We start from the raw sequence: 22,223 nt of genomic DNA, 5'->3' as shown, positions 1-22,223 counted from the left end.
GGGCCGCGCGGCAAGCAGGCGAAGATTGGCGCTCGTGCCCCGATGACGCCGGATGTCGCTCCACTTTGGACCGTTCTCGCTGCCCGTGATAAGACTTGCGGCGATCCGTCGGGAAGGAGAGCGCCATGGGCGGCAGATCGGTGTCGGGTGACGTCGACGAATCCGTCGCGATCAAGCTCGGTGCTGTCGCTTCGGCGGACGCCCAGACGCCGGCAAGCATCGTCGGACGCGCGACGAGCTTCTACGTCAACCTGCCTGAGACGGCCCGGTCGGCGCTGCGTCGCCTGGAGCAATCCGGCACGCCCGATGAGCGGCGATGGTTCGAAGGCGAGCTGATGCGCCTGCTCTTGAAGACCGACTTCTCCCTGACCCAGCGGATGATGGCGGCGCAGGCCGCCCGCGCCCTGCCCGTGGACGCGTCCGACGCGGCCATCGACGACGACGCCGACGAATGGATGAGCGCGGCCGAGGCGTGACGGCGTTTCGCCTCTGTGTCGACCTGAGAGACTGTTTTGCCGATCGACATGCTCTATCCCACAAGCAACCTCATCCTGAGGTGTTAGTCGATCTTTGATCGACTAACCTCGAAGGAGGGCTCCAGAAGCCTCCGAGATCACTGGATCCCTCCTTCGAGGCTCAGCGATCTTCGATCGCCCGCACCTCAGGATGAGGTGGAGGGTAGGATAGAAAATCCCCTCGCGATTGTGCCGTCGCAAGTCAAACAGGCTCTGAACGTCTGGGTCAGGCAGTTTCTGGCCGAGGCGGCCGGTCGCCGCGGGAGCGCGTCTCAGGTGATCGTTCAGGCAGTCCTCGATGGACGGGCGGGTGTCGGTCCCCTGCAGCTCGTGATCTCGCACACCATGTTGTCCCGGCTGCAAACGGTGATGACGCGGCGGGGCGTGGACGCCGAGACGGCCCGGCACTTCACCGACACCATCGCCAGCTTCGCGCTCCTCGGCCCGGCTCCCGAATTCCCGCACCTGGTGCTCGGTGGCGGTGCGCAGCCGACCCGGGAAGCGATCCGGCAGATCTGCGACCCCTACGACCCATCCTTCGTGCACGAGCCCTACGATCCCGAGGACGGTCGCGTCCTGGACACCGCCCTCGCAGGGCGGGCCGACGCGCTCGTCACCGGCAATTTCAGGGATTTCATGCACTATGCCGACGACGACGTCGCGCGCGGGCGGGTCCATATCCGCACGACCGCCGGGGCCTCCCTGTGGATCGCCCACCACGAAGACATGGCCCGATGGCTGCAGACCGGCCTTCGGCCCGGCCGGTCGGCCGACCTCGCGGTGGACCGGGCCGCGGCGCGGCCCGACGATTCCCGACCCTGAGGGATCTCCGGTGCGGTCCGCGTCCGCCGCTCAGGTGATCGGCGCCGGGTTGAACAGGGTCAGGTCGTTGTAGAGGCCCCAGCGGTCCGACCAGGGCTGCGTGCGCCCGCTCGCCACGTCGAGGATGAGGCGGAAGAGCTCCCAGCCCATCTCGGGAATGGTCGCCTCGCCGGTGGCGATGCGGCCGGCATCGAGGTCGATCAGGTCCGACCAGCGCCGGCTCAGCTCGGTGCGGGTCGCGACCTTGATCACCGGGGCCTGGGCGAGGCCGTAGGGCGTGCCGCGGCCGGTCGAGAAGACCTGCAGGGTGATGCCGGAGGCGAGCTGCAGGGTGCCGCAGACGAAGTCGCTCGCCGGGGTCGCGGCGAAGATCAGGCCCTTCTCGCGCACCCGCTCGCCGGGGGCGAGCACCCCCGCGATGGCGCTGGTGCCGGACTTCGCCACCGAGCCGAGCGCCTTCTCGACGATGTTGTTGAGCCCGCCCTTCTTGTTGCCGGGGGAGGGGTTGGCGCTGCGATCGGCGCCGCCCTTCTCGAGGTAGGCGTCGTACCAGGCCATCTCGCGGATCAGCGCGTCGGCGACCTCGGGTGTCGCCGCCCGCGGGGTCAGGAGGTGGATCGCGTCGCGGACCTCCGTCACCTCGGAGAACAGCACGGTCGCGCCGCAGCGGACCAGGAGGTCGGCGGCAAATCCCAGCGCCGGGTTGGCGGTGACTCCCGAGAAGGCGTCGCTGCCGCCGCATTGCAGGCCGACCACCAGCTCCGAGGCCGGACAGGTCTCGCGGCGGCGCGCGTCCAGCACCGCGAGGCGGTCCTCCGCCATCGCCAGGATGCTGTCGATCATGCTGCCGAAGCCCTCGTGCCGCTCGTCCTGGAGCCGCACGACGCTGTCCTCGGCCGCAGCCCCCGCCGGCACCAGGCGCTCGGAGACGAGCTTCTCGCAGCCGAGGCCGACCACCATCACCTCGCCGCCGAAATTCGGGTTCTGGGCGAGACTCTGCAGGGTGCGGATCGGGATCACCGCCTCGGGGGCGTTGATCGCCACGCCGCAGCCATAGGCGTGGGTGAGGCCGATCACGTCGTCGACGTTGGGAAACCGCGGCAGCAACTCGCGGCGGATGCGCCGGATCGCGACCTCGAGGGTGCCGGCGACGCATTGCACGCTGGTCGAGATCGCCAGGATGTTCTTGGTGCCGACGCTGCCGTCCGGATTGCGGAACCCCTCGAAGGTGTAGCCGTCGAGCGGCGGCAGCGGCGCAGGGACCCGCGTCGCCCTCTCCAGCGCGTCGAGCGCCGGCGCGGTCGGGGTCTCGACGCAGGATTCCTCGACCCAGGAGCCCCGGGCGATGGGGCGCCGCGCGAGGCCGACGACCTCGCCGTAGCGCCGCACATGCCCGCCGGCCGGGATGTCGGCCAGCGCCACCTTGTGGCCCTGGGGCACGAACTCGGTCAGCGCCAGCCCGTCCGGAAACACGGTCCCGGCCGGGAGCCCGAAGGCGTTGACGACGATCGCGACGTTGTCGGTGTCGTGCAGGCGGATGGTGCGGGGTTCGTCGCCCCGTATCGCCGAGGCGGCCTCGGGGCCCGCGGGGATGGGCGAGGCCGACGCGTTCGCCTGTGTCGAATCGGAACCCGCGCGCATGGCCATCCCCCCAGGGTGAATCCGCTGGAGCCTCGTTCGACGACCAGCATACCGGTTCGTCGGAGCATAAGGCGAAAACACCGTTTGGGGGTGGAATCTCGCGCCTCCGACAGGAGCGCGGGGCGTCCGGCCGGGGCGTGGGCGGCGAACACGCCGCGCACGGCCTTCGGACCGGGACGGCCCCCGTCCCGCTCAGTCCCGGTGGTGCATGATCCGCCCGATCGCGTTCAGCAGGATCTGCGCCGCCAGGATCGCCGTCGTGCCGGTATGGTCGTAATCCGGGGCGACCTCGACGAGGTCGATGCCGACGATGGATCCCCGCCGGGCGAGCCCGTCGATCAGTTCCAGGACCTCGTAGTACTGGAATCCGCCGTGGCTCGGCGTGCCGGTGCCGGGCGCGATCGACGGGTCGAACCCGTCGATGTCGATCGAGAGGTAGTAGCGCGCGCCGGCCGGGATGCGGGCGAGCACGGCCTCGGTGCCGAGCCGGCGCACCTGACGGACCGACAGGATGTCCGACCCCATCGCCCGGGCGGCCTCGTAGCCGTCCCGCGCCGTCGACGACACGTTGCGGATGCCGAGCTGGGTCAGGCCGGTGACATGGGGCTGCTCGGCGGCGCGGCGCATCGGCGAGCCGTGGCCGTGGCGCACGCCGTGGCGCTCGTCGACGAAATCGAGATGGGCGTCGATCTGCACCAGGTGCACGGGCGCCTGGTCCGAGAAGGCGCGGATGCAGGGAATGTTGATCGAGTGGTCGCCGCCGACGACGACCGGCAGGGCGCCGGCCGCCAGGATCGCCCGGACGCCGGCCTCGATGTTGGCGTGGCTGCGCTCGGTATCGGTGTGCACGATGTCCGCGTCGCCGAGATCCACGATCCGCACGCCGTCGAGGTAGGTGACGTCGTCCTCGTGGTCGTAGGCGCCCGCATGCCCGAACGAGAACAGGGTGGAGGCCTCCCGGACGGACCTGGGCCCGAACCGGGCGCCGGCCCGCCACTGCGTGCCGAAATCGAACGGCGCGCCCAGGAAGGCCACGTCGGCCTCGATCCGGGTCCAATCGGGCTGGTACGGGTTCTTGCCGAAGGTGGCGATGCCGACGAACGGAAGGTCCAGGCGGCCGGTCTCGTAAGCATGGGTCATGAACGGTGCTCTCCAAAGAGCCGGTTTCGACGATGCGGTGAAATCGAAAAGCGAGGTTGGCGTCCGATGGCGGCGGGACCGGGCGCCGTTCCAAGCAGACGTGCGTTGGCATGCCGCCGCTTCATCCGCTCGGGTCATTGTCGTGTCGCCGATTTTCGCCGCAAAATCGGTGACCACCTTCGCGAGATCCGCTTAGTGTCTCTCACAAAACTCCCGATCACCGCCTCGGCTTGCTGTGGCAGCGACATTGCGGCGGGAGTTTTGTGAGGTGCACTTAGATCGCGCGCTCGCGCCAGGTATCGAGGAATTGGGCGAGCCTCGGGCTCTTGGGCACCTGGAACAGACTGCGCGGATCGCCCTGCTCGACGATGTCGCCATGGTCCATGAAGACGACCCGGTGCGCGACATGGGCCGCGAACCCCATCTCGTGCGTCACGATCACCATCGTCATGCCCTCGGCGGCCAGGGCGCGCATGACGGCCAGAACCTCGCCGACGAGCTCCGGATCGAGCGCGGAGGTGGGTTCGTCGAACAGCATGATCTTGGGCGACATGGCGAGCGCGCGGGCGATGGCGACGCGCTGCTTCTGGCCGCCGGAGAGCTGGTCGGGCCGGTGATCGGCATGGGCCGCCAGGCCGACCTTGGCGAGCATCTCGCGCCCGAGGGCGTCGGCGGCAGGCCGCCGCATCCGCTTCACGACCCGGAGCGCCTCGGTGACGTTGGCGAGCGCCGTCATGTGCGGCCAGAGATGGAAATGCTGGAAGACCATCCCCAGGGGCGCCCGCACCGCGGCGAGCTCCGCCTCGCTCGCGCGTTCGCGGCGCAACGGGGTGTCCCGGTAGCCGAGGGGCCGGCCGAGGATCGCGATGTCGCCCTCGTCGTGGGGGTCGAGGAAGGCCATCGCGCGCAACAGGGAGCTCTTGCCCGAGCCCGAGGGCCCGATGATGCAGACGACCTCGGACGGCGCGATGTCGAGGCTGATGCCGTTCAGGACGGTCCGGTCGCCGAAGCGCTTGACCACGCCGCGCAGCGACACCGCGGCGGCGCCCGACGGGGAGGGAGACAGCCCGTTCATCGTGAGATCCTTGCGGCGAGCCGTCGCTCGGCGATGCGGCCGCCCTGCGCGACGATCTCGACGAGCGTCCAGTAGATCAGGCCGACGCACAGGTAGGGCGCGACGACCGCGAAGGTCTCGTTGCTGATCAGCGTGACCGCCTTGGTGAGCTCGGGCACCGTGATGATCGAGAGCACGGCCGAGTCCTTGAGCACGATGATCGCCTGGTTGATCGACGGAGGCAGGATGAAGGCGGCGATCTGCGGCAGCTCGATGCGGCGCAGGATCGACAGGGAGGGAAGCCCGAGCAGGCGGGCGGCCTCGACTTGTCCGGGCTCCACGCTGGCGAGGCCGGCGCGGAAGATCTCCGCGAAATAGGCCGCGGCGTAGAGCCCGAGGCCGAGGATCCCGGCCGGAACCGCATCGAGCACGACGCCGAAGGACGGACCGCCGTAGTAGACGAGGAAGAGCAGGATCAGCACGGGGGAGCCGCGCATCAGCTCGACATAGGCGCGGGCCGCCAGGGCGAGCGCTGCGAACCGAAAGCGCAGCATCAGCGCCAGCGCCAGGCCGAGACCGGCGCCGATCGCGATCGCGCTCGCGGTGACCCCGATGGTGACCATCGCGGCATCGGCGAGGACGGCGCCGTACCGGATCAGGATGTCGATCATGGCTGCCTTCCCGTCCGCCTCGCCGGGCGGAGCCGCCGTTCGAGCCAGAGGCCGAGGCAGGCCAGGCCGATGCTCAGGGCGAAGTAGACCGTCAGCGCCGAGGCATAGGTCTCCAGCGGACGGAAGTTCGTCGAGGCGACCTGCTGGGCCCGGCGCGTGAGGTCCGTGACCGCGACGATCGAGACGAGCGAGGAATTCTTGAGGAGCAGGATGGCCTCGCTCGTGAGCGGCGGCAGCACGGCCCGCACGGCGTGGGGAACGACGATGTGACGGCGGACCGCGGCGCGCGAGAAGCCCAGCATCGTGGCGGCCTCGATCTGGCCTGCCGGGACGGCCAGGAGGCCGGCCCGGTAGATCTCGGCCTGGAACGCCGCGGTGTTGAGGCCGAGCGCCAGGACCGCCGCCACGCTCGACGGGATCACCACCCCGACGGTCGGCAGCAGGTAGAAGATCAGGAGGAGCTGGACGAGGATCGGGGTGCCGCGCCAGACGCTGCGGTAGAGGGCGGCGCTCCAGCGCGGGATCCGCGCGGTCGAGACCAGGCCGAACGCGACCAGGAGGCCGAGCGGGGCGCCGATGAGGAACGCCGCCGCGGTCAGCAGCAGCGTCGTCCGGGCGCCGTCGAGAAGCGCCGTCAGGATTGAAGGGAACCCGTCCGCCACCGGCGATCCTCCGCTTGGACGGTCGCCCTACTTCTCGGGCACGGGCAGCGCGTCGGCGGGGAGGTCCATGGCGGCGCCGAACCACTTGCGCTGGAGCTCGGCGAGCTTGCCGGAGCGGTTCAGCTTGGCGAGCTCGGCATCGACGAGGGCCTCGAACCGCTCGCTGTCCGCGTCCTTGCGGCCGGCCCAGGCGAAGTAGGTCTTCGGACCGAAGGTCGGCAGGACGACCTCGAAGACGTCCGGGCGCTGGCGCACGGCTTCGAGCAGGTTGGGCAGGGAATTGACGACCGCCTGGATCCGGCCGGCGGCGAGGTCGGCATAGGCGTCGCCGAAATCGACGTAGGACTTGAGGCCGCGCACGGGCTTCTTCTCGGCGGCGAGCGTGCCCGCCAGGCGCTCGAGCGCCGCGTACTGCGCCGAACCGGTCTGGGATCCCACGACCTTGCCGGCGATGTCCTCGGGCTTGGCCAGCGTGGCGTCGCCCTTGCGCTTCAGGACCGCCATCGTGGCGTCGGCGATCGGCAGGGAGAGGCGGTAGGCGTCGTACCGCTCCCTGGTCACCGTCACGGAGGTGACGACGTAGTCGAAGCGCTTGGCCGCCAGGCCCGGCAGGATGCCCTGGAACGGAAGATCGAGCCGGTCCAGGGCGACGCCGGGCAGCGCCTTCATGATCTCGGCCATGATGTCGGCCGAGTAGCCGACGATCTTGCCGTCCTGCACGAACTCGAAGGGCGGGAAGCGCGCCTCGGTGCCGACGGTCAGGACTTTCTTGGCCTCGATCCGGGACAGCAGGTCCTCGGCCCGCGTCCGGGCTCCCGACGACGCCAGGAGGAGCACCGCGAGAGCGCAGGCCGCGAAGGGGCGTGTCGGCATCGTGTCATCCTTCCGGTCTGCGGGCCGCCGAGCCGCGCGGTAGCGCAGAGGACCACACCGCTCACATCGAAAAAATAGGATCCTTTCGATATTCGAATTCATGAAACTGATGTAAGCCGGCCGGCATGCAGGTCGCCAGCACCGATCTCCGCTCGCTCGCCGTGTTCCGGGCCGTGGTCGAGCATCGTGGCTTCCTGGGCGCGCAGGTGGCGCTGGGGTTGAGCCAGTCCGCCGTCAGCTTCCACATCAAGGCCCTCGAGGAGCGGCTCGGGCTCGCGCTGTGCCGCCGGGGGCGTGGCGGCTTCGAGCTGACCGACCGCGGCGCGATCGTCTACGAGCAGTCCAACCTGCTCTTCCTCGCCCTCGACACCTTCGAGAGCCGGGTCGGGGGGCTGAAGCGGCGCATCACCGGCACCCTCCGTCTCGGGCTGGTCGACAACACGATCACCGACCCGGATCTTCCCATCCACCGGCTCATCGCGGTGTTCGGGCGCAAGGCGCCGGACGCCGTCCTGACTCTCTCCATCGATGCCCCGGAGGCGCTGCTGGCCGCTCTCGGCAATGGCGGCATCGACATCGCGATCCTGCCGGAAACGCAGAACTACCGCGGCCTGAAATTCTCGCCGCTGCGCGACGAACGCCACTCGCTGTACTGCGCAGCCAGCCATCCGCTCTTCCATCGACCGGAGGCGACGACCGAGGACATCGAGAAGCACGCCTTCGTCGTTCGACCCTATGCCAACAGCCGCGAGCTCCACCATTTCCCGAACGCCGTCGCCGGCGTCAAGGTGTCGAACATGGAAGCGCAGGCTCTGTTCATCATGAGCGGCCGATACATCGGCTATCTTCCCGATCATTACGCCAGGCTGTGGGTCGGCCGAGGCGAGATGCGCCCGATCATGGCCGACACGGCATCGATCGCGTCACCGTTCTTCATCGCGGCCCGCGCCGCCGATCGGCCGACCGCGCTGCGAGACCTCTTCATGACCGAGCTGATCGGCTTGGCCAGCGAACGCGCCCACCTGCGCAGCCTGGCCGACGAGGCGGACCACGCCGATCCGGATCGCGAGGGGCGCGTCTCGGCCGGCCCCGCGCGGCGATGACGGCCGCGCCCCGCGCCTACCGCTCGACCAGCTCGACCCGGCGGTTCCTGGCCCGGCCGGCCTCGGTGGCGTTGCCGGCGACCGGCGCGTAGGGGCCGAGGCCCCTGGCCTGGAGCCGGGCGGGGGCGATGCCGAACCGGGCCGTCAGGGCCTTGGCCACCGCGGCGGCGCGGGCCTGCGACAGCGCGAGGTTGTGCTCGATGACGCCGACGGTATCGGTATGGCCGACGATGGCGACCTGGCGCCTGGGGTCCTGCGTCAGGAAGGCGGCCATCTGGGCCAGCGTCGCGTCGGATTCCGGCTTCAGGACGGCGCTGTCGGTCTCGAACTGGATGCCGTCGAGGGCGACGTGGCCGGCGCTCGCCAGCCCCTCGCCCATCGCCTTGGCGTCGACCACGACCTGGCCGGCCTGCATCGGCCGCCCCTCGACGACCTGCAGCAGCACCCCGGCCGGCCGGCCGTCGTCCTGGCTCACCAGCAGGGAGACGTCGACGCCCCCCTCCGGCCGGTCGAGGCGGGCCGTCAGGGACTGCACGTTGCCGTTGGTCGCATCGAGGAGATCGATCCGCAGGTTGAACAGGTCGCCTCCCATCGCCCGGTTGACCGGATCGGCGAGGCCGGCGGCGAAGTCGTAGCCGCCGCAGGTGTCGACGCCGCAGGCATAGGCGACCCGGAAGCCCGCGGCGGCCAGGGCGCGCTCGTAGCTGCGGAAGACCTCGAGCGCCGATTTCCCCTGCGGAATCGCGTAGGCGATGCTCGTCACGCGGCCCTCCGCCGTCCGGCTGCGGGCGAACCGGCCCTTCCGGTCGCCCGCGGAGGGCCCGAGCGGCAGGGTCAGCGCCGCGTAGTCCTGCTGCCGGTAGCCGACGATCACCGCGCCGGAAAAGCGCGAGACGATCGGGCTGTCCTTGGCGCCCTCGACGTCCTTCGTCGGCGCCTCGGCGGCGCGGGCCGGTCCCGCGAGGGCGGCGGCGAGGAGGAGAATCGCGAATCCGGTTCGACGGCAGGGCATGGCCGCGCTCCTTGTGGCGAGGGGGAGGGGAGGGGCGAAGGCGCCGAGCCCGGCCGGGATCAGGCCGGCCGGGAGCCGGCCCGCGGCGCGGGGTCCCGGGCATGGCCGCCCGTGGCGACGGTGCCTCTCGCGACCAAGCTCTTTGCCACCAGGCTCTTGGCGACTAGGCTCTTGGCGACCAGGCTTTTGGCCACGACGACCGAGCGCAGCTCCGCCGGCCGGACCGGCTTGGCCAGGATCGGCATGTCGGCGGTGCCGAGTTCCTCGCGCACCCGCGCCTCGTCGTGGCCGCTGATCACCACGGTCGGCACGTCGCGCCCGGCGAGCCGCCGCACCGCCGCGATGCACTCGGCCCCGGTCACGCCGTTGCCGAGGTCGAAATCGGTGACGAGGAGGTCCGGGGCGTCGATCGCCTCCGGGATCCCGGATTCGGCCTGGACCTCGCAGCCCCATTTCCGCAGCAGGCTCGCGGTCGCGGTCAGCACCGCCTCGTCGTCCTCGATCAGCAGCACCTTGAGGCCGCGGATCGCGGTGGGCGGGTCGAGCCCGCGCCACTCGCCGTCGAGGGCGGGCGCGCGCACGATCGGGAGGTTGCCGAGGGTAACGCCGGTGCCGCGCCCCGGAACCGAGCGGAGCGCGACCTCGACGTCGAGGATCTCGCCGAGGCGGCGCACGATCGGCAGGCCGAGGCCGACGCCTTCGAGGTCGCGGTCGCCGCGCTGGCGGACCTGGTAGAACTCGTCGAAGATCCGGGCCTGGTGCTCGGGCGGGATGCCGGGGCCACGATCGAGGACCTGGACGTCGAGGCGGCCGCCGCGGCGGCGCCGGCAGGCGATCAGGATCGGCCGGCCCGGTGCATACTTGATGGCGTTGTTGACGATGTTCTGCAGCATCGTCGTGAACAGGGCCCGGTCGGTGTGCACGACGATCCGGCAGGGCCGGCTGCGCAACGCGGTGCCGGCGAGCTGGGCGGCCTCCGAGTTCTGCCGCCGCACGTCCTCGATGATCTCGCCGATCGCCACCGGCTCGAACCGGGGCCGGACCTTGCCGCTGTCGAGGGTCGAGATGTCGAGGAGCGACTTGAACAGCCGCGACACGCTCTGGAGCGAGCGGTCGATGTTGTCGACCATCCGCACCTCGTCGGGCCCGAGCCGTCCGTCGCGCAGGCAGGCGGTGAACAGGCTGATGGCGTGGATCGGCTGGCGCAGGTCGTGGCTCGCCTGGGCGAGGAAGCGCGACTTCGACAGGCTCGCCTCCTGCTCGCGGGCATAGGCCTCGCGCAGGCGCTCGAGCAGGCCGTAGATGTAGGTCGGTACGATGAGCGTGGTCAGGACGAGCGTCACGACCAGGAACGGGTTGTCGCGCCAGTAGGGGCTGGCGCAGGTCGTGACGGCGATCGACGCCAGGGCGGCGAGCGTCGAGACCTTGAGCGAGGTCGCGCCGTAGCGCAGGCCGTTGCCGACGATCATCCTGAGCACGATGGCGTAGAGCGGCAGGAACGGCGCCCCGCCGATCGCCATCGTGTAGGTGATCCCGGCGATGTCGAGGGCGAAGGCGAGGCCGCGCCGCGCGACGCTGTCGCTCGGATGCCGCGAGATCCAGACGTAGAGCGCGAGCGTCACGAGCCAGTGCGCCGAGACCAGGGCGGCGACCACCCGCAGGTCCGGCGGGCCGATTCCGCCGAGCGCCTGGGGCAGCACGTAGAGGCACATGCAGCCGATGATGACGAGGCGCGTGAGGGTCTGCGCCTTCTCGTTGCCGGCATTCTCGCTCGGCGCGCGGGCAAGCCGGCTCATCGCCCGCTCGCGCGGGGCCGGAGGCGCGCGCCGGCCGATCCGGCGGCGACGGCGGGATCCGCCCTCATCGATAGACGCCCGCCGCCTCGTCGAAGCGGTAGGTGCGCGCGTCCCGGGCGGTGGCGGGCCGCACCCTGCCGTCCGGGCCCGGCACCGTCCCGGTCAGGGTCACCCGCAGCGGCGGCCAGGCGGGGGGCGCGCCGGAATCCCGGTCCGCCGCCCCGGCCAGGATCTCGAGGCGGCCCGTGCTGGCGCCGAGGTTGCACGGGCCGTCCTCCGGCGCCCCGCAGCCGGCGGTGTCGTCGGAGCCCGCCGGCAGGCCGCCCGACTGGCGCCATTGCAGGGGCGCCGGGGTGAAGCGCAGGACGAGGAACGCGAAGCTCTGCGACCCCTGATTGCCGAAGGCGGTGGTGCGCAGGCCCATCACCAGCCGCCCGCCGGGCAGCGGCCTGAAGACCGGGCCGAGGGAGTCGTCGACCTGCGGGGCGTCGCCGTTGCGGTTGCCGGTCCCGATCCGCCCGGGCAGCGTCTGGACGTTCTTGAAGACCCAGCCGATCCGGCCCTCCGTCTGCGTCTGGGCGAAGGTCGCGGCGATCACGGTGCGGGCATCGGGCGCCTGCGGATCCTGGTCCGGGGCCGGCAGGGTCGCGAACCCGACCGCCCAGCCCTGGTCGGCCGCGAACATCGCCCCGTACCAGTACTCGGCGATGCGGCCGTCCTTCATCCGGCAGGTGCGGGCCTCCTCCTCGACCGCGTGCCCGCAGACCGCCCGCATCACCCTGGCGACCGAGGGCAGCACCACGTCGGGATCGGCCCTGGCCGGACCTCCCTGCATCGCGAGCAGGCCCGACACGGCCAGCAGGGTCGTCATCCGGGCAAGGAGGGAAGTCCGGTAGATCTCGCCCGATTCCGTCATGGTTCCACCGGATCGTCCCGTCGTCCGTCGGCGTCTCGTTCCGGGCGTGATCTCTGCCACAGGCCCTGCCGGTCCGACATTAGGACACCTGTACGATCCGCCCCGTCCCCGGATCACGCCCCGATCAATCCCCCGAGCCCGGCATGGGCCGCCTTGGCGGCGGCGGCGGCCCGGGAGGTGACGTCGAGGGCGCGCAGGAGCGCCGAGACGTGGATGCGGACGGTGAAGGGCGAGATGTCGAGCTCGCGGGCGATCTCCTTGTTGGTCCGCCCCTGGGCGACGAGGCGCAGGACGTCGCGCTGGCGCTGCGTCAGCGGCGGCAGGCCGGGCTGGCTCACCACGAGGTCGGTGCGCGGGTTGCGCCGGATGACGAACTCGCCGTCGCGCACCGCCGTGATCGCCCGGGCGATCTCCGCGGCGGGCAGCGACTTGGCGATGAAGCCGTCGGCCCCCTCCTCCATGACGGTGCGGATCAGGGCTTCGTCCTCGATCATCGACACGACGACGATCGAGGTCTTCGGGAATTCCCCGCGCAGCGCGCGGATCGACCGTTGCGGGTCGAGGCCGGGAAACAGCAGGTCGAGGAAGACCGCCTGCGGCGGGTCGGCCCGGGCGAGGTCCAGGACCTCGTCCATCGTGTCGGCCTCCCGCACCCGCGCCTGCGGGTAGAGCCGCTCGGCGATGTGGCGCATCCCCTGGCGGAACAGCGGGTGGTCGTCAGCGACGATGACGGTCTCGATCCTGCGGACGGTCATTCCGGCTCCGAAACCTTCATGCGAGCCGCCCTCCACGGTGCCGGGCCGGGCCTGCGAGCCTGCAGGCCGGGCGCCCGTCGCAAAGGCACGTACCCCAAGGGTCGTCCGATGCCTCATAGGACATATGCACTAGTAGACCGGTTTTCGGGGCCTGTCTAGAAACCTCTCACAGGGTCGCGATAGGACATCGGACCCGCCTTTCGAACAATTTCAATCTGATCGTCGTGGCTCCATCGGCCGGAAGCGCCGGGGCTACGTCGCAATTACGATGACGGTTTTCGGGGGTGCGGCGAATGTCGGATAACGAGCGCGCAATTCTTGAGCGCCAAACAGAGGCGCGCGCCGGAAATCCCGGCGCGGCGGTGCCGCCGCCAGCCGCCGCTCCGCCCAGATCGGCGGTCTCGCCCGGCGTGATCGCGGCGTTGGGCGGCGTGGTGGCGGCGGGCGTCGTCGCCGGGACGCTGCTCCTCGGCGGGGCCGAGAAGACCGGCACCGTCGAGCGGCCGGCCCTGACCCTGGTGAAGGCGAGCGACATCGACAAGGCGAGCGGGACGGTCGCGCCGGAGGAGAAGGACAAGGTCGTCGAGGAGGCGAAGGCCTGCCGGGCGCCGCTCGCCAGCATGCGCCTGTCGAGGACGACGCCGAAGGGCGGCGGCATGGTGCGGATCCGGGCCGGCAACTACCTGTCGCCGGCCTTCACGGTCGCGGACGGGCCGATCGTCGTCGCGGTGCCGTTCCCCGGCCCCTACGAGGCCGGCAAGGGCGAGATTGTGATCGAGGGCGCAGCCAAGGACGTGTTCGTCCAGCTCAGCCCGGGCCTCACCGTCGACACCACCGAGGCGGTCAAGCGCATCCCGGTGATCTGGGACACCAGCAAGCCCTGCGGAGCCTGACCGGTGTCGAAATCGGCCATCGTTCCGTTCGTCGTCTCGGGGCTCGTCGTCGCGGTCCTGACGCCGCTCCTGCTCAGCACCGAGTACGGCCCCGCCGCGTGGTGGAACGCGGCCTCGACCGAGCTGCGCTGGCGCGCCGCCATCGGCGTCGCGGTCGCCGTCATGGCGGCCCTCGGGCTCTTCGTCACCACGCTCGCGGCCCGGCGCGCGGAGGCGGCGCTCGGCCAGCCGCCGGCCGGCCTCCTCGGCCTGCCGCGCCTGATCCTCGCCCCGCGCCGGGTCGTCGAGGCCCGCTCCCCCGAGGCCGTGATCGCGACGCTCGAGGACATGGTCGGGCTCGCGCCGGTCAAGCGCGAGGTGAACGCGCTCATCGCCCGGCTCGAACTGGAGCAGCGGCGGCGCGCCGAGGGGCTGCCGGTCGCCGCGATCAGCCAGCACATGATCTTCACCGGCCCCCCCGGCGTCGGCAAGACCGAGGTCGCGAGGGCGATCGGCGAGATCTTTCGCTCCCTCGAGGTCCTGCGCCGCGGCCACCTCGTCGAGGTCGACCGGGCCGGGCTGGTGGCGGGCTATGTCGGCCAGACCGCCGCCAAGACCCTGGAGAAGTGCCGCGAGGCGCTCGACGGCATCCTGTTCATCGACGAGGCCTACACGCTCGCCGGCGGCAGCGGGGGCAACGACTTCGGCAAGGAGGCGATCGACACGCTCCTGAAGTTCATGGAGGACAACCGCGACCGGATCATCGTGATCGTCGCCGGCTACACCAACGACATGCGCCGGTTCGTCGACACCAATCCGGGGCTCGCCGGCCGCTTCACCAAGACGATCGAGTTCCCGCCCTACAGCCCGAAGGACCTCTGCGAGATCCTGCGCCGGATGGCGGCGCGCCAGCAATTCACCCTGCCGGACGGGTTCGAGGCGCGCCTCACGCCCTGGCTCGCCCAGCGCGCCCGGGCCGACGACTGGTCGAACGCCCGCGAGATGCGCACCCTGCTGGAGAAGGCCCGCGAGGCGCAGGCCGCCCGGGCCGCCCGCGAGGGCGGCGACCACCGCCGCATCGAGATCGTCGACCTGCTCCGGGCGGCCGGCGAGGACGCCTGATCACGCCACGCAGCCCCGCCCGCCCGAGATCCGCGCGCCGCCCGCGAGGGCATGGCCGCGCGGGCGATCGGCCCGCCCCCTCGAAGGTCCGCGACACCCCATGGAACGCCTCGACAAGCATCCCGCGGCCGTCTTCCTCGTCATCGTGCTGGGCGCGACGGGCGCGCTGCTTGCCCTGCGGCCCGACCTCCTCGGGGGGCTTGCCGCCTCGCCCGGGGCGACGCTCCGCAACGGCCTGATCCTTGGCGGCCTCGTCCTTTGCCTGCTGGCGGCGAGCTACATCCCGGCGCGGATCGAGGGGATGCGGCGCACGATGGCCGCGTCCCGCGCCGCCCGCCGGATCCGGCCGATCCGGTTCGAGGACGACGGTGCGGCCGCCGAGAAGCGCGATAGGCTGGCCACCGCACTGGCGACGCTGGAGGGCATGGTCGGCCTCGAACCGGTCAAGCTCGAGGTGAAGGGCGTCATCGCCCGGATGCAGGTCGAGCAGCAGCGCCGCGCCCAGAACCTGCCGGTCGCCGCGATGAGCCAGCACATGGTGTTCACCGGGCCCCCCGGCGTCGGCAAGACCGAGGTCGCCCGCATCCTCGGCCACGTGTTCAAGGCGCTCAGGGTGCTGCGCAAGGGCCACGTCGTCGAGGTCGACCGGGCAGGCCTGGTGGCGGGCTATGCCGGCCAGACCGCGATCAAGACCCTGGAGCGCTGCCGGGAAGCGCTCGACGGCATCCTGTTCATCGACGAGGCCTACACGCTCGCCGGCGGCAGCGGGGGCGGCGACTTCGGCAAGGAGGCGATCGACACGCTGCTGAAGTTCATGGAGGACAACCGCGACCGGATCATCGTGATCGTCGCCGGCTACACCAACGACATGCGGCGGTTCGTCGACACCAATCCGGGGCTCGCGAGCCGCTTCACCAAGACGATCGAGTTCCCGCCCTACGGCGCGCCCGACCTCGCCGAGATCCTCCGGCGCATGGCGAAGGCCCAGGGCTTCGTCCTGCCCGACGGGTTCGAGCGCGATCTGGCGTCTTACGTCGCCGCCCGCTCCCGCGCCGAGGACTGGGCCAATGCCCGCGAGATGCGCACCGTCCTGGAGAAGGCCCGCCAGGCGCAAGCCCTGCGGCTCGCCGCGCAGCCGGGCGGCGACATCGGCCGCATCGAGCCTTCCGACATCGCCGCGGCGCTCGGCCGGCCGACCGGCGGCGCCATCGACCTCGACGAGGCCCGCAAGGTCATCGCCCGCCTCGACGCGATGATCGGGCTTGCCCCGGTCAAGCAACAGGTGAAGACCGTGGTGGCGCGGGTGATGGTCGACGCCAAACGGCGCGCCGAGGGCGTCGAGGTCGGCGCGGTGAGCCAGCACATGGTGTTCACCGGCCCCCCGGGCGTCGGCAAGACCGAGGTCGCCCGGATCATGGGCGACATCTTCCGGACGCTCGGGGTGCTGCGCAAGGGCCACGTCGTCGAGGTCGACCGGGCGGGTCTCGTGGCGGGCTATGTCGGCCAGACCGCGGCGCGGACGCTCGAGCGCTGCAAGGAAGCCCTCGACGGCATCCTGTTCATCGACGAGGCCTACACGCTCGCCGGCGGCGGGGCCAACGACTTCGGCAAGGAGGCGATCGATACCCTCCTGAAATTCATGGAGGACAACCGCGACCGGATCGTCGTGATCGTCGCCGGCTATACCGACGACATGGCCCGGTTCATCGACACCAATCCGGGGCTCGCCGGCCGCTTCACCCGCACCGTCGAATTCCCGCCTTACGACCCCTACGACCTCGTCGAGATCCTGCGCCTGATGGCGGCGCGCCAGTCCTTCCGGCTGCCGCCGCGCTTCGAGAAGCTGCTGATCCCGTGGATCGAGGCCCGCGCCCGCCGCCACGACTGGGCCAATGCCCGCGAGATGCGGACCCTGCTCGAGCGGTTGCGCGAGGCCCAGGCCCTGCGGCTCGCCGCCGACCCGCTCGGCGATCACGGCCAGTTCGAGCTCGCCGACGTCGAGCGGGCCCTCGGTGCCGCGGCCTGAGCCCGTGAATCGAACCTCGGATCGCACCATGGATCGCACGGGATCGGGACGCGGGCGGTCGCTCGCCGCCGCGCATGGCCGGCTCTGGTACGGCGAGGCCGGCTACAGGCTGGCCTGGTTCGCCCTGCCGCAGGCGGCGACCGTGGCGGTGGCGGGCCTGTGCCTGGCCGTCGCCGCGGGCGGGGAATGGGGGCGGCCGGCCACCGCCTCGAAGGCGCGGGTCGCCGAGATCTCGTCCTTGCGCGACCGGGCCGGCAAGCAGGGCGACCGCAAGGCCCTCGACGAGCTGACCGCGCTCGCGACACGCGGCCAGATCGACGCCTCGACCCGGCTCGGGACGCTCTACGACCCGCTGGTCGCCGGGCTTCTCCCGAAGAAGACCACGCCCAACGACTTCTCCCGGGCCGCCGCGCTCTACGGGCCCGGGGCCGCCGCGGGCGACCTGCTGGCGATGACGCGGCTCGCCGACGTGCTGCTCGACCCGGGCAACCCGAACGGCGACCTCCGGCGCGGCTGCCGCCTCGCCCAGGCCTGGATCGACGCCCCCGAGACCCTGGATAAGACGATCACCGGCGAGGAGGCGCTCGCGGTCAAGCTCGCCCATTGCTACGTCCGGCCCGGGAGCGGACTGAAGCAGGATCCGATCCGGGCCGGCGAACTCGTCACCGGCGTGCTGTGGCGCAGGCACGCCCCGACGATGACCGCCTTCATCAGCAATCTCGGCCTGCAGGACCCGGCCCTGATCGCGGGCCTGCAGCGGCACTACGCCAAGACCGGGCGCTATGTCGGCCCGGTGGACGGCAAGGCGAACCCCGCCCTCGTCACCGCCCTCCAGGTCTCGGCGGGGATCGCCGACACCGTGGCGACCCCGCGGCCCGAGCCGCGCAAGGCCGAGGCGAAGGAGCCGGCCCCGGAGATGACCGCGCTGATCCGGGCGGCCTGGACCGACGCCCGGGCGCGGGAGCGCCTCACGATGCGGGCCGAGGCCGGCGACGTCGACGCGCTCGCGGCCTGCGGGCAGCTGTTCAACCCGGTCCTGAACAAGGGGCAGTCCTTCGCGCCGGACGCGCAGCGCGCCGTCTCCTACTACGAGCGGGCCGCCGCCGCCGGCCACGGCAAGTCGGCGGGCGAGGCCGCGGCGATCTACGATTCGGGCTGGGGCAACGTCGCCAAGGATCCGAAGAAGGCCGCCGCGCTCATCATGCGGGCGATCGACCTCAAGGACGACCAGGCCACGTTCTGGCTGCTCTATCCCGAGGCGGGCAATTTCAGCGGCCCGTTCTGGGGGGCGATCCAGGCCGAGCTGACGGCCCGCGGCTTCTACACCCTGCCGGTCGAGAACAAGCGCAATGCCAGCGTCGTCACGGCCCTGCTCGCCTACATGAAAGCCAAGTCATGACCGAGGCCTCAGCCAGAGCCATCGCCGTGAGCGGCGTCGACCGGCTCGGTGCCCATGCGGTGCTGTGGTACGGGCACGCGCGCTATCGCCTCGCCTGGCTCGTCCTGCCTCAGGCCGCGGTGGCGCTCGCCGCCGGCCTCGCGCTCGCCCTGGTGGGAACCGGCGCCGAATGGGGCAAGCCGGCCGACAGCAAGGAGAGCGAGAAGCTCTACGCCGATCTCCTCGAGAAGGCCGGGAAGGACGGCGACAAGGCGGCGTTCGACAAGCTGAAGGCGGCGGCCGAGGCGGGCGAGATCGCCGCCCGCTCCTTCATGGGCGTGCTCCACGATCCCGACATGGCGTCGGTCTACCCGAAGAGCCCGGTCAAGCCCGACGTCGACAAGGCGCTGGGCTACTACCAGCGGACGGCGGATCTCGGCTATCCGGGCGCCCAGCGCGGCATGACCGAATTGCTGCTCGACCCGGCCCACGGGCATTACGACGCGAAGCGCGGCTGCCGCTACGGGCTCGCGCTCCACGCCAACCCGGCCGTGGCCCGGGCCGGCTACGCCGGGTTCTGGCCGGCGCTCTACCGGCTCGCCGGCTGCTACGTCACGCCCGAGAGCGGCGTCCCGCGCGATCCCCAGAAGGCCGCCGACACCTACATGGAGACGGTGGCGGCCGGGGTGCGGGCGGCGGCGACCGACCTCACCGACGGGCTGGGCCGTCGGCCGCCCGACCTCGTCTCGGCGATCCAGCGCAACCTGACGCGCCGCGGCTTCTATGCCGGGCCGATCGACGGCACGGCCTCGCCGCAGACGATCGCGGCGGTCCGGGCCCTGTCCGGCAAGGCCGCGCCGGCGGGCGGCAGCGCCCCGGCAGGCGGCGCGGCTCCCCCGGGCGGAGCCGCCGGGGGCGAGGGCAAGAACCCGGCGCCGCCCGCCTCGGAGCCCGCCCCGAGCGTCGACGCGTTGACGGCCCTGTACAAGAGCGCGCCCACGAACGCCGCCGACGCCGCGACGCTGCGCGACTTCGCCGAGAAGGGGTTCGCGGTCGCCCAGTTCCTCTACGCGAGCCTGGTCTCGCCGATGAACAAGAATGCCGGGCAGGTCGCCCCGGACGGGCGCCTGGCCAGCCGGTACCTCGAACGCCTCGCCCGGGAGAAGGAGTTCGGCCCGGCCGCGGTCGCGGCGGCCTTCCTGTACGACATCGGCGGCGCCGACCTCCCGCGCGACCCGGCCAAGGCGGCGGACATGACCGTCCGCGCCCTCGAGCTCAAGGCCAAGGACATCCTGCCGAACCTCGAGAACGACAAGTGGGGCGCCGGCTACTGGGCCGCCCTGCAGCAGCGTCTGGCGGCCCGCAAGCTCTATCGCGGCCGCATCGTCGACCAGCGCAACGACCGCACCCTCCAGGCGGCCGGCGACCTCCTCGGCAACCCATAGGAGACCGGAGTGGCTCTCGACCCTCGATCCGGCCGGGTGCGGTCCCGGCGCCTCCCCGGCTTCCTCGCGGGCGTCGTGCTCGCGGGCTTCCTCGCAGGGCTCCCGGCGCCGCCGGCCGCGCAGGCGCAGACGCCGACGAAGACCCGCAAGGTCGACTGCTACGTCGAGGCCGACGGCAAGGTCCTGGCCGACGGCCTGTGCGAGTTCATCACCGACCCGGTGCGCTACGGGGTCGGGGGCTTTCGCCTCGGCAGCCCCGACGTCGCGTCCGCGCGTTACGGGGCCGTCGTCACGGTGTCGGGGCCCGGGGGCGGCATGGCGACCTGGAACCAGTCGCCGGGCGGCGACCCGGAGGACGGGCCCTCCGAGGTCGTCACCGCCCAGGGCGCCTGCTGGCGCGGCGAGCGCATCCGGGCCTGCGCCTGGAAGATCGGCGAGGGCCGCCCCGGCTTCGCCGGCCCGGGTGCGGCGCAACCCGCCGCGCCGCAGCCGGCCGGCCCCCAACCCGCCCGCCTGCGCCCGGCCGACTGCTACCTCGAGGTCGAGGGCAAGGTCCGCCTCGACGGGTTCTGCATGCTCGTCCCGGAGGGCGGCCAGGGCGGGTTCGCGGTGCGGGCGCGGGTGAGCGGCAAGCCCGACATCCTCGCGCGGCTCGACCGCAAGGGCCAGGAGCCCGGCCGGGCCTGGGTGTTCTGGAACGAGCAATACCAGGACATGGATCCGACCTTCGCCCTCGGCCCGGCCACGCAGAACGGCCCGTGCTGGGAGAATGCCCAGACGCGCTTCTGCGTCTGGCAGGCGGGGCAATCCCGCGGCGACTGGAAGCGGAGCGCCGGGGGCGCCGCGCCGCCCGCCTCGCCGCCTCCCTCGCCCTCTCCCTCTCCCGCCCGCGACGCCGCCGGGACGGAGGCGCCCGCGCCCGGCACGGTGCTGACGCTGACCTTCCGGGGCCGCTGCGAGGCGCTGGTGATCGACGGCGAGGACATGGGCGCGGCCTGCGCGCCGACGGCGAGCAACGAATCCACCGCCGGCTCGGCCCAGGCGATGTTCACCTTCGGCACGGGGGATGCCCGCACCGTCATGTTCCTGGCCTCGGCCAAGGGCTGGGTCGAGAACGGCACCCTGCGCCAGCCGATCGACCAGCTGCGCTACTCGGAGGCCGGCCGGAGCCACCTCGTGAAGGCCAAGGGCGTCTGCGAGATGCCGAACCCGATGGGCGGCCCCGTCGTCGTCACCTGCACGGCGCAGAGCGCCAACACGCCCTACTCGGCCCGCTTTCGCACCGACGGCAGCCGGCCGGTCCTGACGCGCTCGAGCCCCGGCTGAGCGGCCCGCGCGCAATCCCGTCCCGTTCCGATCGGCGGAGGTCACCATGCAACATCGCACCCGGACGCATCGCACCCGCACGCTCGCGGCGCTCGCCGGCCTCGGCCTCTTGGGGGCCGGGCTCCCGGCGCTCGCCGAGACACAGGACAAGACCGCGCGCCCGGGCGAGCGGACCTTCCTCGACGCCTTCAGCCACTACTTCGCGACGCAGGGTTGCCGCTCGCAGGCCGCCCTGGTCGAGCTCGTCGCTCCCCCGCGCGGCGGCCGCCTGGAGCAGCGGCGGGAAAACCGGATCCTCGGCTCGATCGTCGGCGACGACGGCCGCTCGGCACGCAGCGCCGACGGCTGCGAGGCGGCGAGGAAGGACGCGATGGCGCTGTACTACACGCCGCGCCCGGATTTCTCCGGCCTCGACACGCTGTCGGTCGACGTGACCTTCGGCGACGGGACGACGGTTTCCTACCTGTTCCGGATCACGGTGCCGGCGCCCGCGCGCCGCGAGGTCCCGCGAGAAGCCCCCGCGGTGTCGCAAGCCCCGGCGCGGCGCGACACCGGGCAGGACGCCGCGACGGCGCGGGCGGCCCCCGCCCCGGGCGTCGCCCCCGCGCAGGGCACGGTCCGCGTCCCGGAGGGTCGGGCGGCGACCGCCGAGGATTTCCTGCGCGAGGCGGCCCGCGATGCGACGCCCGGAAGCCGGCCGGCGCCCGCCGTCCCGCTCCCGAAGGCCAGCGCGTCCTCCACGCCCGATTCCGCGCCGCCGGCCCGCCAGGAGGTCCCGCAGGAGGTCGCCCCCGCCCGTCCCCCGCGCCCGCCGGCCCAGCGCCAGCTCTGACGCATCCCGGAGCCTCGTTGCGATGATCCCGACGGATACCAAGACGATCGTGCTCACCGCGATCTGCGTCGTCCTGGTCACCACCTGGATCGGCCTCATGGCGCGCCTCGTCATCACGGACAAATCGCACATGCCCGCCGGGCCTCTCCTAATCGCGATCGCGCTGGAGACGGCGAAGTACGGCCTGATCCTGGCCGTGTGCGTCTGGGCCGCCGCCCGCTGGCTCTGACGCGAGCCGGGCCCCGGGCGACGCGGCGGGGGC

Annotated in this window: 21 protein-coding genes; 11 read left to right on the top strand and 10 right to left on the bottom strand. The window is 72.0% G+C overall.

Features of this window, described 5'->3' with window-relative positions; all coding sequences use genetic code 11:
* The first annotated feature begins 125 nt into the window (after window positions 1–125).
* A complete protein-coding gene (locus BMX97_RS25230; protein ID WP_091753952.1) occupies window positions 126–476 on the top strand; it encodes a hypothetical protein in 351 nt (116 codons plus the stop codon).
* Between the two features lie 228 nt (window positions 477–704).
* Window positions 705–1,337 carry a PIN domain-containing protein gene (locus BMX97_RS25225; protein WP_177202350.1) on the top strand — a complete coding sequence of 211 codons (633 nt, stop codon included), beginning with the start codon at window positions 705–707 and terminating at the stop codon, window positions 1,335–1,337.
* A 30-nt stretch (window positions 1,338–1,367) separates the two neighbouring features.
* Here BMX97_RS25225 and garD read toward each other — a convergent pair whose 3' ends face one another.
* The 6 genes from garD to BMX97_RS25195 form a co-directional block, all read right to left on the bottom strand.
* Complete coding sequence (gene garD / locus BMX97_RS25220; protein WP_091754008.1) at window positions 1,368–2,978, bottom strand: galactarate dehydratase; 1,611 nt, start codon at window positions 2,976–2,978, stop codon at window positions 1,368–1,370.
* 192 nt (window positions 2,979–3,170) lie between these two features.
* A complete protein-coding gene (gene speB, locus BMX97_RS25215; RefSeq protein WP_048429362.1) occupies window positions 3,171–4,118 on the bottom strand; it encodes an agmatinase in 948 nt (315 codons plus the stop codon).
* Window positions 4,119–4,392: 274 nt separating this feature from the next.
* Window positions 4,393–5,193 carry an amino acid ABC transporter ATP-binding protein gene (locus BMX97_RS25210; RefSeq protein ID WP_091753950.1) on the bottom strand — a complete coding sequence of 267 codons (801 nt, stop codon included), beginning with the start codon at window positions 5,191–5,193 and terminating at the stop codon, window positions 4,393–4,395.
* Window positions 5,190–5,843 carry an amino acid ABC transporter permease gene (locus tag BMX97_RS25205; protein WP_244538643.1) on the bottom strand — a complete coding sequence of 218 codons (654 nt, stop codon included), beginning with the start codon at window positions 5,841–5,843 and terminating at the stop codon, window positions 5,190–5,192. Before BMX97_RS25205 ends, BMX97_RS25210 begins: the two co-directional genes overlap by 4 nt.
* Window positions 5,840–6,505 (bottom strand): amino acid ABC transporter permease, encoded by a 666-nt coding sequence (locus BMX97_RS25200; RefSeq protein WP_091753949.1) that lies wholly within the window; start codon window positions 6,503–6,505, stop codon window positions 5,840–5,842. The genes BMX97_RS25205 and BMX97_RS25200 overlap by 4 nt, the downstream gene beginning before the upstream one ends.
* Window positions 6,506–6,532: 27 nt before the next feature.
* Window positions 6,533–7,378, bottom strand: coding sequence for a transporter substrate-binding domain-containing protein (locus BMX97_RS25195; RefSeq protein WP_091753948.1), 846 nt, complete (start codon window positions 7,376–7,378; stop codon window positions 6,533–6,535).
* 125 nt (window positions 7,379–7,503) lie between these two features.
* Here BMX97_RS25195 and BMX97_RS25190 point away from each other — a divergent pair, with 125 nt between their 5' ends.
* Window positions 7,504–8,481 (top strand): LysR family transcriptional regulator, encoded by a 978-nt coding sequence (locus BMX97_RS25190; RefSeq protein ID WP_091753947.1) that lies wholly within the window; start codon window positions 7,504–7,506, stop codon window positions 8,479–8,481.
* Between the two features lie 16 nt (window positions 8,482–8,497).
* Here the strand turns inward: BMX97_RS25190 and BMX97_RS25185 are convergent, their stop codons facing one another.
* The 4 genes from BMX97_RS25185 to BMX97_RS25170 all read right to left on the bottom strand — a co-directional run bounded on the left by BMX97_RS25185 (window position 8,498) and on the right by BMX97_RS25170 (window position 12,960).
* Entirely contained in the window at window positions 8,498–9,493 is a 996-nt protein-coding gene (locus BMX97_RS25185; protein WP_091753946.1) for an OmpA family protein, read from the bottom strand.
* Between the two features lie 59 nt (window positions 9,494–9,552).
* A complete protein-coding gene (locus tag BMX97_RS25180; RefSeq protein WP_091753945.1) occupies window positions 9,553–11,289 on the bottom strand; it encodes a hybrid sensor histidine kinase/response regulator in 1,737 nt (578 codons plus the stop codon).
* A 64-nt stretch (window positions 11,290–11,353) separates the two neighbouring features.
* Complete coding sequence (locus BMX97_RS25175; RefSeq protein ID WP_244538642.1) at window positions 11,354–12,205, bottom strand: hypothetical protein; 852 nt, start codon at window positions 12,203–12,205, stop codon at window positions 11,354–11,356.
* Window positions 12,206–12,318: 113 nt separating this feature from the next.
* Entirely contained in the window at window positions 12,319–12,960 is a 642-nt protein-coding gene (locus BMX97_RS25170; RefSeq protein WP_091753944.1) for a LuxR C-terminal-related transcriptional regulator, read from the bottom strand.
* Window positions 12,961–13,370: 410 nt separating this feature from the next.
* On the opposite strand from BMX97_RS25170, the gene BMX97_RS25165 reads away from it, so the two are divergent.
* From BMX97_RS25165 to BMX97_RS25130, 8 genes are all read left to right on the top strand, one after another.
* Entirely contained in the window at window positions 13,371–13,853 is a 483-nt protein-coding gene (locus tag BMX97_RS25165; RefSeq protein WP_244538641.1) for a hypothetical protein, read from the top strand.
* Between the two features lie 3 nt (window positions 13,854–13,856).
* A complete protein-coding gene (locus BMX97_RS25160; protein WP_091753942.1) occupies window positions 13,857–14,954 on the top strand; it encodes an AAA family ATPase in 1,098 nt (365 codons plus the stop codon).
* A 100-nt stretch (window positions 14,955–15,054) separates the two neighbouring features.
* Window positions 15,055–16,980 (top strand): AAA family ATPase, encoded by a 1,926-nt coding sequence (locus tag BMX97_RS25155; protein WP_091753941.1) that lies wholly within the window; start codon window positions 15,055–15,057, stop codon window positions 16,978–16,980.
* A 28-nt stretch (window positions 16,981–17,008) separates the two neighbouring features.
* Window positions 17,009–18,379 (top strand): tetratricopeptide repeat protein, encoded by a 1,371-nt coding sequence (locus BMX97_RS25150; protein ID WP_091753940.1) that lies wholly within the window; start codon window positions 17,009–17,011, stop codon window positions 18,377–18,379.
* Window positions 18,376–19,803 carry a peptidoglycan-binding domain-containing protein gene (locus BMX97_RS34260; RefSeq protein WP_280142815.1) on the top strand — a complete coding sequence of 476 codons (1,428 nt, stop codon included), beginning with the start codon at window positions 18,376–18,378 and terminating at the stop codon, window positions 19,801–19,803. Before BMX97_RS25150 ends, BMX97_RS34260 begins: the two co-directional genes overlap by 4 nt.
* Before the next feature lie 9 nt (window positions 19,804–19,812).
* Entirely contained in the window at window positions 19,813–21,129 is a 1,317-nt protein-coding gene (locus tag BMX97_RS25140) for a hypothetical protein (RefSeq protein ID WP_091753939.1), read from the top strand.
* Window positions 21,130–21,175: 46 nt separating this feature from the next.
* Window positions 21,176–21,961, top strand: coding sequence for a hypothetical protein (locus BMX97_RS25135; protein WP_091753938.1), 786 nt, complete (start codon window positions 21,176–21,178; stop codon window positions 21,959–21,961).
* A gap of 22 nt (window positions 21,962–21,983) precedes the next feature.
* Entirely contained in the window at window positions 21,984–22,190 is a 207-nt protein-coding gene (locus BMX97_RS25130) for a hypothetical protein (RefSeq protein ID WP_091753937.1), read from the top strand.
* Window positions 22,191–22,223: the final 33 nt, after the last annotated feature.

This window comes from Methylobacterium sp. ap11, assembly GCF_900110515.1.
Classification (GTDB): Bacteria; Pseudomonadota; Alphaproteobacteria; order Rhizobiales; family Beijerinckiaceae; genus Methylobacterium; species Methylobacterium ajmalii.
This window is presented reverse-complemented; position numbering and strand designations above follow the sequence as displayed.